This is a genomic window from Frankia sp. R82 (assembly GCF_023716925.1).
Taxonomy (GTDB): domain Bacteria; phylum Actinomycetota; class Actinomycetes; order Frankiales; family Frankiaceae; genus Frankia.
The window spans coordinates 23168-36250 of sequence record NZ_JAMQQG010000216.1; the positions used below are offsets into that span (position 1 = coordinate 23168).

At 69.5% G+C, this 13083-nt stretch carries 9 protein-coding genes and 1 tRNA gene; 7 read left to right on the plus strand and 3 right to left on the minus strand.

Going from position 1 to position 13083, the window contains the following annotated elements; translation table 11 throughout:
• Positions 1-211: 211 nt before the first annotated feature.
• Positions 212-1165: a MoxR family ATPase gene (locus tag ND747_RS18455; RefSeq protein ID WP_251734963.1), complete on the minus strand. Its 954-nt coding sequence runs from the start codon at positions 1163-1165 to the stop codon at positions 212-214.
• Positions 1166-1952: 787 nt separating this feature from the next.
• Between ND747_RS18455 and ND747_RS18460 the strand changes: the two genes are divergently transcribed.
• Positions 1953-3614 (plus strand): hypothetical protein, encoded by a 1662-nt coding sequence (locus tag ND747_RS18460; RefSeq protein WP_251734912.1) that lies wholly within the window; start codon positions 1953-1955, stop codon positions 3612-3614.
• Between the two features lie 121 nt (positions 3615-3735).
• Here ND747_RS18460 and ND747_RS18465 read toward each other — a convergent pair whose 3' ends face one another.
• Positions 3736-4437: a hypothetical protein gene (locus ND747_RS18465; protein WP_251734914.1), complete on the minus strand. Its 702-nt coding sequence runs from the start codon at positions 4435-4437 to the stop codon at positions 3736-3738.
• A 142-nt stretch (positions 4438-4579) separates the two neighbouring features.
• On the opposite strand from ND747_RS18465, the gene ND747_RS18470 reads away from it, so the two are divergent.
• From ND747_RS18470 to ND747_RS18480, 3 genes are all read left to right on the plus strand, one after another.
• A complete protein-coding gene (locus ND747_RS18470; protein ID WP_251734916.1) occupies positions 4580-4753 on the plus strand; it encodes a hypothetical protein in 174 nt (57 codons plus the stop codon).
• Between the two features lie 302 nt (positions 4754-5055).
• Positions 5056-5128 (plus strand) — tRNA-Thr (locus ND747_RS18475).
• An 890-nt stretch (positions 5129-6018) separates the two neighbouring features.
• Entirely contained in the window at positions 6019-6729 is a 711-nt protein-coding gene (locus ND747_RS18480) for a hypothetical protein (RefSeq protein WP_251734918.1), read from the plus strand.
• Between the two features lie 213 nt (positions 6730-6942).
• On the opposite strand, the gene ND747_RS18485 is transcribed toward ND747_RS18480, so the two are convergent.
• Positions 6943-7809 carry an HAF repeat-containing protein gene (locus ND747_RS18485; protein WP_251734920.1) on the minus strand — a complete coding sequence of 289 codons (867 nt, stop codon included), beginning with the start codon at positions 7807-7809 and terminating at the stop codon, positions 6943-6945.
• A 1146-nt stretch (positions 7810-8955) separates the two neighbouring features.
• Here ND747_RS18485 and ND747_RS18490 point away from each other — a divergent pair.
• The 3 genes from ND747_RS18490 to ND747_RS18500 all read left to right on the plus strand — a co-directional run bounded on the left by ND747_RS18490 (position 8956) and on the right by ND747_RS18500 (position 13075).
• A complete protein-coding gene (locus ND747_RS18490) occupies positions 8956-10383 on the plus strand; it encodes a glycosyl hydrolase (RefSeq protein ID WP_251734921.1) in 1428 nt (475 codons plus the stop codon).
• Positions 10384-10555: 172 nt separating this feature from the next.
• The gene (locus ND747_RS18495; protein ID WP_374216266.1) at positions 10556-11362 is read left to right on the plus strand and encodes an SAM-dependent methyltransferase; all 807 of its coding nucleotides are present in this window, start codon (positions 10556-10558) and stop codon (positions 11360-11362) included.
• 153 nt (positions 11363-11515) lie between these two features.
• Positions 11516-13075 (plus strand): glycoside hydrolase family 3 N-terminal domain-containing protein, encoded by a 1560-nt coding sequence (locus ND747_RS18500; protein WP_251734923.1) that lies wholly within the window; start codon positions 11516-11518, stop codon positions 13073-13075.
• Positions 13076-13083: the final 8 nt, after the last annotated feature.

The window sequence follows — 13083 nt, forward strand, 5'->3', positions numbered from 1 at the left end:
CGGTGCCGCTCACCGAGTCCTCGGACGACGGGGCCAGTGCTGCCCGGCGGAGTCCGCGGAGCACGCCACGGGCCATGGTCGGGAGCGGCACGCCCGGCCCGATCGGAGGGGTCGGCGCGCAGCGGTCTGGTGTCCGCCTCGGTCCCGCTGGCGCGTCGCATCGTCGTCGGCTGGTCGTCGGGACGCGGCGGTCGCCCCCGGGGTGGCACGGTCAGATCCCGATGAGCCGGCGTGGGGAGGGCACCGACTGCAGGATCTCGTCGACCACGTCCTCGGCGAGGACACGCCGCAGTTCCGCCTCCGGGCTGAGCACGAGCCGATGGGCGAGTACCGCGCCGGCGACGGCCTTGGCATCGTCGGGTGTGGCGAAGACCCGTCCGTGGGCGGCGGCACGGACCTGCACGGCGCGGAGCAGCGCGATGCTGCCCCGCGGACTGGCCCCCAACCGGACGATGTCGGGAATGGTCCGGGTGGCCGCGACCAGCTGGACGAGGTAACGGCGCAGGTTCGGGGCGACGTGAACGGCCAGCGTCTGGGCCGATCGCGCCATGACATCCTCGGCCCGCATCACCGGTTGAAGGTCGTCAACCGTCCGGCCCACCTGCGTGCCCTCGAGGATTTCCAGTTCGGCGTCCAGCGATGGATACCCCACGCGCAACCGCATGAGGAACCGGTCCAGCTGGGCCTCGGGCAGGCAGTAGGTGCCGTCCATGTCGATCGGGTTCTGCGTGGCCACGACCATGAACGGCCGGGGCACGGAATAGCTTGTTCCGTCGGAGGTGACCCGCCCCTCCTCCATCACTTCCAGCAATGCCGACTGCGTCTTCGGAGACGCCCGGTTGATCTCGTCTCCGATGACGAGATTGGTGAACACCGGCCCGGCGCGAAAGCCGAACTCATGGGTCCGCTGGTTGTAGACCATCGTGCCGGTGATGTCGGCCGGCAGCAGGTCGGGGGTGAACTGGATGCGCTGGCATCCGGCGTTCACCGAAGCGGCGAGGCTGCGGGCCAGTGACGTCTTGCCGAGCCCGGGAACGTCCTCGATGAGCAGGTGCCCTTCGGCGAACAGGCAGATCGTGGCGAGTTCGACCACGTCACGCTTACCCCGGATCACCTTTTCGACGTTCGCGACGACGTTGCGGAAGACCGCGGCGAACTCGGCCATCCCGAACTCGTCACCGCGCAGCGGACCGGTGCCGTCGTCGCGCCCCGTCACGCCACGCCTCCGGTCGCAACGGTCGGATCGGTCGGACTACTCATCACCGTGCGCTCCTTGGGGCAGGACCAGAGCGGGCTGGAAGGCGGACCAGGCCGGTAGGGGGGACAACCGACCCGGTCCGCCAGTCGGGCGGTGGGGGGTTCCGCCCGGGAACGATCGCTGCCCGGCCGTCGCCGAAGGTGCGCTCCCGTTCCACTGCGGTAGACGACGGACGAACGACTTTCGTTGTGTCGATGCCCAGAAGAAGTTGTCGATCCGATGGTCGGCCGGCAGACATGTCCGTCACCAGACGCGACCACCCCGAGCTGCACGGCGACAGCTACGCGACGACATCACGAATGGCAGCAATCAGGTCGCAACCTGTCGGCCGGGTGTCGCGTCTAACGCTGCGAGAGGGGATGCTCCGCCCGAACAGGCAGCCACTCCTCCAACAACGTGATCACGTAAAACACAATGACTTCCCGTGCGTATTGGGCAGTACGCGCGGGTCATGGTGAGTGCTGCGCCCCTCCCGCAGCGCTCACCAGGCGGTGTCCGTGCGAACGGGCGGGGTGGCGCGCTCGCACGGACACCGCCGTAAACGTCGGGCCCGCCGTAAACGTCGGGCCGCCGCTGCTCGTCACCCCTGCGGCCCCGTTGCCTGGCAGGCGCCATGACCATGGCGTCCCCCGATCGGCCCGGACAGTCAGGTCGGGCCCCGGCCGGGGCATCGAGTAGTCAGGGGAGGCCAGTCGTGGTGTTTCCGCGGGGCAGAGCAACCAAGATCGCCACGGCCATCGCCACGGCCACGGGCTGCCTGGCCGCAGGCCTGCTGCTCTCGGCCGCAGGCGCCCCGCCGGTCATGATGTGGTCCACCGACGGTGACGTCTGGCTACCCTGGAACACCGCCGGTGTGGTGACCCACCTGCAGAGCACGACCGGCCGGGCGGACGCGGCGATCACCGTACCGGCAGCGGCCGGCCACCACCTGACGGTCTTCCCCGACGGGCCGAACCTGCTGGTCCTGGACGCGGACACCCACCTGCTCCAGGTGATCGAACCGCAGCGGTTGGCCCCGGCCCGCGCTGTGGCCCTGTCGTCCGGGGCCATCGTGACGGTGGCCCCGGACGCGGTCTACGCCACGGACGGCCCGCGCGGGCAGGTGCTCCGTCTGGACCGCACGCGCCTCACCCCGCGTGGGCCAGTGCTCGACCTCGGTGGGCCGATCGGCAGCACCGCCCGGACAGCGGACGGAACACTGTGGGCGCCCGTTCGGACCCGTGGCACCGTGGTCCCGATCCGGCACGGAGTGCCCGCCGCTGCGATCCGGGTGGCCCCACCGGGGCATGCGATCGACGTGGTGCTCTCGGGTGATCAGCCCGTCGTCCTGGACGCCACCGCGGCCAGCGTGACCCCGCTCATCGGACGACACCCCGGCCGTTCGACCGCGCTCGCCCGCCAGGCGGACCCCACCGCCGCCAGCACCGCTGCCCACAGACTGGTCGCGGCCGGGCGCTCCCCGACCGGGCTGGCCGGTGTGCTCGATCCGAGCACCGGACGGTTGATGATCGCCGATCTCGCGCACAGCACGGTGACATCCGTCGATCTCCCGGCTGACGCGTCTCCCCCGGCGGGGTCATCCACTCCACCCGCCCCGCCCACGCTGCCCGACATCGATCGCCCGGCTGGCTCGGGCCCCACTGGGGCCACTGCCGCACCGAGCGGAACGGATCCGCGGGCCAGCCGTCCGGAAGCGACCCCCGAGCCGGCACGTCGGCTGGGCGCACCGGTCTGGCAGGACGGGCGGATCTACGTTCCCGACCAGGACGCGGGCGTGGTCATCGTCTTCGACCGCCAGACGCGGAGCTTCGCCCCGCCGGTCGCCCCCATACCGGCCACCACGTCCGCCGCCGGCCCGGACGCCGAGCTCGCGGTCACCGCTGACGGCGACCGTATCTGTATCAACGACGCGAACAGCCCCCCACTGGACATGATCTGCGAGGGCCGGCTTACGGTAGTGTCCAAGCTGCCTGCCGGAGTGCCCGCCAAGACCGGGGCCACCCCACCACGGCCGCTGCCCGCCGCGCCACCACGGCCGACGCCGCCGCCAATCGGTTTCGCCGCGGCGACGGCCGTCCCGTTCGCCGCCCCGGGTGGCCCGGCCGGCCCGAGTGGCCCGGGTCGCCCGGGCGGCGCAGCACCGGACGGCGCGGGTCTGTCGGACCCGTCCGGACCGGTCGCGCACCAGCCGACCGCACTCCCACCGACGACGGTTGCCACACCCGCCGTCCAGACCACGCCCGCGGCCACTGTCGCCCCGACCGCGCTGCCGAACATCCCCCGTCCGGAGCCCACACCGTCCGCCGGGCCTGGGACCGGCGGCGCGCAGGCCGCGCCCGCCCCCGGCCGACGCTGACCACATCCGCGATCGCCCGATCGGACCAGGCGCCGACAGATACCGACGGATACCGACAGATCCGAGAAGCCGCGGGATATCCACGGCCCCAGGGATCGCCGGAGATCGGCGGCCCGGCAGATCAGGAGCGGAAGTCGATGGCCAGCCGGTCCGGCGACGTCAGGCTGACGACCCGGAAGTCGGTGACCCGCGCCATGCCGACCCCGATGTGCACCATGCCCTCGAAGTCCCCGGCGACGGCATAGCTCAGTCCGCCGGCGGCATCCTGGCCGCTCGAGGCAGTGCGCAGGGTGGACGCGCCCTGGTCGTCGTGGGCGGTCGCCGAGCTCAGGACCAGTTCGAGCTGGGCCTGGCCGACCAGCGGCAGCGGCGCCCCCGAACCGGGCCGGATCACCTCCGTGACGTACCGCGCCTGATATCCGGGCGTACCGCCGGTGAACTCGACGACCAGGCGTTCGTAGCGGACACCGTTCTCCTCGTTCGGCGCGCTGCGCAGCGAGACCACCCGCACGGGGGTGGTCCGCGTCGGAGCCGGCACCGAAGCGGGCTGGTTCGACCAGCTGCGCGCATCGGAGCGGGCCCCCCCGATCGGACCCCCCGGTGCTCCCGTGGACGTGACACTCGTTCCGCCCGGGCCCCCCGCCACGGCGGTGCCGGAGCCAGACGAAGCGCTGCCAGCCGCCGACGGGTAGGCCGAGGCCGAGGCGGAACCGAACACCGACGGTGCCCCCGGCACGGCCGCAGGGGACGATGAACTGCCACAGGCGGCCAGCAGCGCGGCCACCGCCGCCAGTCCGACGAGCGGCTGCACCCTGCCGGTCATCCTGATACCCGTGTTCCTGGCCATCCGCGACGCCCCGTTCTCCACAACCGACAGCCCGGACAACAGCGCAAAGGCCTGGACTGCACTACATACCCGAAATGCATACCCGAAATGCGCTCGCGGAAGACAGCCGGGCACGTCCATGGTCCTGGCAGTCGAGAACCGGAAGACCGTCGGTAGGATCCTGCTCGTCTCCCGCCCCGAACGCCCCGAACGCCCCGAACGCCCCGAACGCCCCGAGCGCCCGGACGCCTCGGCGCGGTGGCGACCAGCAGACGGAGCCGATGCCGATGCCGCTCTGCTGGCGCCGGGCTGAACGAGGCGGGCCGCATAGGCGGCGATGACAGCCTGAGTTCGGTCGCGGGCCCGGAGTTTGGTGAGGATGCGTCGCATCCGCCGGCTTCGCCATCCAGCACACCGCCCGCCGGCGCGGCTACTACGCTGGCCCGGGCATGGCCCGGGCGTTACCGCCGCCCACGCCGCGCCTGCGGCGGCCTCGTGCCCGCCAGCCGCCTCGACGCCTGACTGATGCCTGCGACCAGCGGGTCAGGCCCACTGACCGCAGGCCTGCCCGGCGGCACCTCCCGCCGCACCACGTCGGGTATCGTCAGGGCACCGGCCGGTGTGGCGCAACTGGTAGCGCACTCGACTTGTAATCGAGCGGTTAGGGGTTCGAGTCCCCTCACCGGCTCACTGTGATATCTCGGGTGGCCGGCGACAGTTGAACCCTCAGTGGGGTTCAACTGTCGTGTTTTTTCTGGGGGTCGGCCGGTGGGCTGGTGGTCGCGGGTGAGATGGATGGTGGCTTCGCCTGGCAGTCCGCCTGGTGGGCATGACCGTCCCGGAGCGGGTGAGGATCCGGTGGATCGTGGCCCGCGACATCCTTCTCAGTGACGTCGACCTCAGTGACGTCGACCTCAGTGACGTCAACCTCAGTGACGTCGACTCGGTTCGGCCATGTGGTTCGCGTCCCGATCGCACCATCCGGACTCCACCGGACCGGACGCAGCAGCGCCTGCACAGCCGGAACCGGTCGAAGCAGGGATTTTCACACAGCGTCGCAGCTCCGTCGGCTAGCGTGACATGAAGCGGCAGCGAGGTACCGGAAAACCGCCACCCTGCATCCGAAGGGCAACCGAGCGATATCAGCGGCGTCTGCGCACACCGGACCCGTCCCGCCCGAACGGAACCTTCGGCCCTTCAGGTCACCCCACAAGCGACAGGTGTATGCGTGTGTTCGGATTGGGTATTCGCCGCGGCACCGGTCAGCCCTGCTTCCGCCCCGCCCCTCCCACCTCTAGCCTCCGAGGGTATCGACCTGGCCGCCGAGGCCATCGGCCTGGCCACCGGCGCCTCAGGATGCGATCGGCGACCCAGGCAACCCGCCTCTCTCGCTTCACTATTGGGCGAGCGCCTGGTTATCACCTGGTTACGTGCCTGCCAGCGGGAGATGGCCTCGGAGTCGACTGTCGCTCATGCGTCATCGACAGACCTCGTCATATACTCCTGGTTCATCGAACCAGATTCCGCCCGGGATCAAATTTCCAACAACCCTACTGGCGAGTTGTATACCGCGAGTCCATGGAGGAAGACAGAACGGTGGCTAGCCAAATACCGCGGAAGAGGGCCGACGAGGGGAAAGTTCGCCTCAACACACGCGACCTGCGCGCGATTGAGTGGATCTTCGACATGTACGCCGCCTTCGAAACCGACATACCTGAGATCCTGGATCCCGACCGGATCATTTCGCGAAACGCGACCCGGTCGATCGTCACCCGCTGGGTGAACGCGGGGGTCGCCCACGCCGAACCCGTGCTTGCCAACCAGGGCCGCCTCGTTCGGCTGACGTCGGACGGAGAGCAGTTCGTCAGCACCAGCGACGGCGCTCCCGCTGCGCCGCCAGGCGCCCCGGCCGCGGCCGTCCATCACGCGATGGTGGCTCGAGCACGACTGAGCCTGGAACGCAACGGCGTCTCCGGCATGGCCGTACGGCGCTGGCTCAGCGAGCGGCAGTGGCGGATAGAAAACGAGCATCTGATCGCCGCCGGTGGGCATGTCCCGGACGGGATAATCTATCTCGAAAACGGCCGCTCCTGCGTTCTTCAGGTCGGGCACACGAGTGTGGAGGTCGCCCGCATCAGGTCACTGCTCGAAAAACTGCTCGAGAACCACAAGATCGTGGTCGTCGCCATCCCCGGCGACGTCATGAAGATCTCGAACACGGCCTGGGAAGAAGCGGGCATCAGCGAGCCCACAGCCGACGGTGATGGCGTACACGTGGTAATTGTGTGACAGCTCGGGGATGTCGAACAGCAACGGGGGAACGATGTTTATCGGCCAGTCGGCCAGCGGAGAACGGGGGTCTCCGCATGGACGCCAACTCTGATTTTTCGCGTTCGTAAAACTCTGCCGCACGCACCAGACCGGCCTCGACAGGAATCCCGATTTCTGGGCTTGCGTCATTCGCGCGCGCTTTTTCCCGACACAGATGCTGCTCGGCAGCGACTACGGCGCCCAGAAGGCCGGGCGAGAGACGGGAGCAGCTGCCTCCTCTGCCTCTCCGAGCACGATGCCGGTGGCCGTCACGGAGTAGGCCGCGCTCAGCGGACCACCCAGCGTGCCGAGGTCGGTGAGCACACGCTGCTGCCAGCGGAACGCGTGCCCCTCACCGTTCGGAAGCCCGACCGTTCCACAGACCACGCCATTGTCGTTGAGCCCGGCCGGATCGACCGATCCCGCGCCGATGCCACGGATCTCGGTACGACGGCCGTGCGCCCACAGAAACCCTCGAACACACGATCCGTAGCTGCGGACAAGTACCTGGCCACGGCCGTTCACCGCAACCGCCTCGCTGTGCTGATCCCCTTCGAGCGGGCCCAGACTGGTCATTCGGCCCTTACGCCACCAGAACGCGTGGGCCTGACCGTCCGGTGACTCGCTGTTTCCGACCACATGGCCGACGTTGTTCACACCGATGGCATTGCTCCATTCTCCGCCGAGGGTGCCAAGATCGCGCATGCGACCGTTGGACCAGATGAACCCGCGGCTGGTCCCGGTCGACGTCAGGCTCGTCCCGACCACTTGGCCCAGGTCGTTGACCGCCGCCGCGGAACTCCCCGGTCCACCGAGGGTGCCGAGGTCCCGGCTGGCGCCGCCCGACCACAGACAGGCGTGCTGTTCTCCGTTGTCCGTGGTGCTGCAGCCCACGACCAGACCCAGGAAGTTCACCGCGGCGGCGGTGCTCATGTACCCACCCAGCTGGTCCTGCCCACCCAGGTACGGCAGAGTGGTGTGCGCGCCGTAACTCCAGCTGAAGGCCTGGCGGATGTGTCGCCCGGTGGTCTCCCCGACCACGGTCCCAGCCTGGCTCATGGCGATCGGACGGCTGCTCCCGGGAAGGCGGCGGATCGTCCCGGCACGCCACAGAAAGCCGTCGACGCCATAAGGACTGGTCTGCCAGAAACCGGCCAGAAGGCCACTGGCGTTACCACATACCATATTTCCGGAAGCGCCTGTCGGTCCAGCGACGGCCGAGGCGGCAGGGCGTTTGCGCTGCGCTGGAACGACCGGCACGGCGGTGGCTCCCGCGGGCCTCCCACCGACTATGCTGATCGGCTCCGTGGCCGTCAGAGCCGCAGGGCACAGACCTGTTCGAGGGTCATTCACCATGGCAGATTTCACGCTCCTCATCCTGGCCAGGAACCACGACCTACAGCCGAACCGCAGCTGACATCCGGTCCCTGGGCGGTCTCCCCAGACCCCCGACCAGCACCAGCAGGAGACCCACAATCCAGGAGCTCGGCATCTCCCGCCCAGGACCACCCGATGCGCACCGGGTGCGATATCCGGGCAAAGGATTCCGACAGCACCACGGAGCAGCAACCTACGACACATTTCTGGGCCACCGAGATACTACATAGCCACACCCTTCACGGGGAAGCGATGGTTGCCGTTTCCTGCGACCGGCAGTGAATTCCCGGTCATTGCCCAGTCAGATACCAGCGAACGTTTATCCATTTCCGGTGGAGCGGCTGGTTACCGTTTGGGCAAAGCCGGCCGTTCGCTCTCGACCACCTGCGCGGGCGGACAGCGATTGTGACGCCACCCGCCCGTGGCGACCTCTTGGGTGCCGACGTGTGGAATCTCCGAAGATCGGCCGTCTTTGGGAAGCTGTTCAGTGTGAGCGGGGGCCCGATGCTGATGCCGGCGTGAATCGATGCAGCCGGAGCGCCGTCCACGGATAGTTTCGGTGCTTCGACAGATGATGATGATGGCCGTTTCGGCCAGCCGGCAGAAACGTTGTCCGGCAAGGCGCAGAATCCTCGATCGACACAGATGGCAATGTTACCTTCGGGCCGCCTCAGTGGAAGCGAAAAATTGGCGGTGAAGGTGCCGAAATTGCGACCATCAAGTCATTATCCGCGGGAAGTCCGGGACTTCTCTCGCCCAGCTCGCAAATGGAAAAAAGCGAACATGAGATCTTCTGTTCAGAGGTCCGGGTATCGTGTGGTTCGGCGGGTGTGGCGTGGGCTGGCCGTCGTGGCCGCCGCGCTGCTGGTTTCCCTGACACTGCACGCGGGCGTCGCCACCGCGCAGGTCACCACGACCATCATCGCGGACACCGCCAACGGTACCGGGGCCGGGCAGGTCAACTATGCGGGCGACAACTGGTCGCCGTGCACCGGCTGCCTCGCGGGTAGCCTGGACAACAGCTACCACTTCACCTACGACCGTGGTGCGGTGGCCACGATCCGTTTCACGGGCACCGACATCTCGATCCAAGGCGTCGGCCACCCGAACGGCGGCATAGCCTCGGTCGCCATCGACGGCGGCCAGCCCACCCTGGTGGACACGTATGCTCCGGTTCCGACCTCGATTGTGCTCCTGCATGCCACGAACCTGCAGACCGAGTTCCACACGGCGACGATCGTCAACACCGGCCAGCACAGCACCCGGTCACCCAGCACGTTCGTCGCCTTCGACCTGGCGGTGGTGGGCACGGACGCCGGGGCCCCGCTGCCCGCCGGATTCCGGTCGGGTCTGCCCTGGCTTTCCGGTACCTGGGCCAACCTGCTCCAGGCCCCCTCGGTGACCGACGCCTTCTGCCAGTCCCGTGGCACCCCCTGCGACCTGGCCAACGTCTTCGTGGCCCGCAACAGCTGGGCGAGCATCGTCGAGCCGTCGTTCGCGCAGCTGAACTACGCGAACTGGCCCGGCCGGCTCGTGATCACCGTCCCGCCGTTCCCGGAGGGACAGGGCAACACCCTCGCCACCTGCGCCACCGGCGCCTACGACGCGTACTGGCGCACCTTCGGCAACACCCTCAACACCACCGGGCGGCAGAACTCCATCATCCGCCTCGCCTGGGAGGCCAACGGCAACTGGTACGAGTGGTCCGCAACCGATCCCACCGCCTACATCAACTGCTTCCGGCACATCGTCACCGCGATCAGATCGACCGCGACCCCGGACCCGACCATCTCCTGGGCCATCAACGCCCACTACTCCCAGAACCCACCGAGCCACAACCCGCTGGACATCTACCCCGGCGACGCATGGGTCGACGTTGTCTCCATCGACAACTACGACCAGTACCCCGCCTCGCACACCTACGCCGAGTTCACCTCGCAGGCGAACGCCCAGGGCGGCATCACCTGGCTGTACAACTTCGCCCGCAGCCACGGCAAGAAGTTCGCAGTCAGCGAATGGGGAGTCTCCTCAGGAAACGGGGCGAACGGCGGAGGAGACAATCCCGACTTCATCAGCTGGATGTACGACTGGTTCCGCGCGAGAGCCGGCGGGGGGACGTTCCTCGACGAGATGTACTTCAACGTCTGCTCTCCGGGTAACGTCGGCTCGAACCTGAACGCCTCTCCGACCGCGACCTGCGTCTTCCTCAATCCCAAGGCCGCCGTGCGATACCGGGAACTGTGGAGCCGCATCTGACCTGACCGCGACGGCAGTGGTCCGGGACCACGTGGGCCCCCGCCATCGCCCCATCCGGCAGTGCCGGTACCTGGGCCCGGAGAGCAGCGGACTTCGGGCCCAGGTCCGCGGCGACGGCGCTGCGACAGCTGTTCGGCAGCTGTTCGGCGCAGCGCCGCCAGGGAAGTGCATGATGGGCGATATGGGGACGGACGAACCGGCACAGAGTGCCTGGTCGCGGGTGGACACGAGCGTGCCGCACTCTGCTCGGGTCTGGAACTACTGGCTCGGCGGCAAGGACAACTTCCCGGCCGACCGGGAGCTCGGCGACCGGGTCTACGAGGTCTACCCGGACATCGTGCGGGTGGCCCGGGCGCAGCGGGAGTTCCTCGTCCGGGCGATCACCTACCTGGCCGGTACGGCCGGTATCCGCCAGTTCCTGGACATCGGCACCGGCCTGCCGACCGCGGACAACACCCATGAGGTCGCGCAGCGGATCGCGCCGGAGTCCCGCATCGTCTACGTCGACAACGACCCGCTGGTGCTGGTGCACGCCCGGGCGCTGCTGACCAGCGCACCCAGCGGGGCCACCGCCTATGTCGACGCCGACGTCCGCAACCCCGAGGAGATCCTCACCGGGGCCGCCGAGGTCCTGGACTTCAGCCAGCCGGTCGCGCTGGTCATGTTCGGCATCGTGGGCAACGTCGCAGACAACGCCGAGGCCTCGGGCATCGTGACCCGCCTGCTCGACGCGGTGCGTCCGGGCAGCTACCTCGCCCTCAACGACGGCACGCACGGCGAGGACGTCGACAAGGCCATCGAGATCACCCAGGCCGACGGGCATCCGTACAACCTGCGCACACCCGAGCAGGTCACGTCCTTCTTCGACGGCCTGGAGGTCGTCGAACCGGGAGTCGTCTCGACCCCGCTGTGGCGGCCCGCCGCCGGCTCCGAGCCCGAGCCGCTCCACATCTACGGCGGAGTCGGCCGCAAGCCCTAGCCCGGCAGGATCTGCCCGGTTGTGAGCTCCCTGCGGTCCTGACCGCCCCGCGGCACCCGTCTACACGAGTCCGAAATATACCGTAAACATGGTGCTTCGGATCTTCACACGGCGCGTGCGGCACGGCCGGCCACAGGACGCGAGGGGCTCCCCATGAGCAGGACGAGCGGCGAGGGCGGCCGACCGCATCATCGGCGATCCTCCCCCACCGGGTCGGCCCCGCCCACCGGGCCCGGCCGGTCCCGACGGGCGAAGCCGGTCGCGGTCGCGGTTGCGGTCGCGCGCTGGCGGCTCACCGTGCCGGCGCTGCTGATGGCGGCGCTCGGGTTCTCGGCTGTCGTCGTGGGCGGGTTGGGCCAGCCGCACCCACTCGATGCGGGTTCGTCCGCGGAGGTCGACAGCCCGCCGAGGACACCCGCCGCGACCGGGTCCAGCCCCGGTCTCGCCGTGGCCCTCGGAGCCCGCGTCGACGCCGACGGTGACGGCCACCCGGATACGGGGGCCGGCGGCGGTGCCGGCGGGAAGGGCCGCGGTGCCGGGACGCCATCGGGCACCCGCACCGGCACGTCCTCCACCTCGGCGGCCGGCCGCGGGCAGCCAGACACAGGCACGGGAACAGGCACGGCGGGTACGACGGCTGCCGGGCCGAGCGCAGCGGTGATGGCCTGCGCCTCGGCCCGGGCGGGGACGCTGAGCATCGAGGAGCAGGCCGGCCAGGTCGTCATGGTGGGGGTCCCGATCACCGATGCGCGCACGGCGATCGACCTCGTCGCACGGTCCCGGCTTGGTGGGGTGTTCCTGGCCGGGCGTTCCACCCAGGCCGCGTCCGACCTGCGGGGCGACCTGAGCGCCGTGCAGGAGGCGGCGCGCCGTGACGTCGGGATCGCCGTCCATATCGGGGTGGATCAGGAGGGCGGCCAGGTCCAGGCGCTTTCGGGGCCGGGGTTCGAGAAGATCCCGAACGCCGTCGAACAGGGTAACTGGGATGCGTCGACGCTGCGGGACCGCACCGCCGGCTGGGCCCGCGCGCTGGCCGGCGCCGGGGTGACGCTGGATCTGGCGCCGGTCGCCGACACCGTCGCCCCCGGCACCGCTCGGGCCAATCCGCCCATCGGCGTGTCCCAGCGCAACTTCGACACCGACCCGGGCGGCGTCGCGGCGGCCCTGCGTGTCGCGATCCCCGCTATGCAGGACGGCGGCCTGCTGGCCACGGCGAAGCACTTCCCCGGGCTCGGTCGGGTGCATGCCAACACCGACACGTCCACCGATGCCGTGGACGACGTGGCTGGCCCGTCCGACCCGAACCTGGCGCCGTTCCGCGCCGCGATCTCGGCCGACACCGCGGCGGTGATGGTGTCCCTGGCCCGCTACCCGCGGCTCGACCCGACCACACCGGCGATCTTCTCCCGGCCGATCGTCACCGGTCTGCTGCGCGAGCAGCTCGGTTTCCGCGGGCTGGTGATGTCCGACGATCTCGGGGCGGCCGTCGCCGTCGGGTCGGTGCCGGTGGGGGAGCGAGCCGTCCGGTTCGTCGCCGCCGGCGGGGACCTCGCGCTGTCGGTACGGGGCGCCGATGGTGTGACGATGACCGCGGCGCTGGCCGCCGAGGCGCACCGCGCTCCCGCCTTCGCCCACCGCCTCACCGAGGCCGCCACCGCCGTGCTGGCCAGCAAGATCCGCACCGGCCTGCTCCCCTGCGACGGGGTGCGCTGACACTTGGC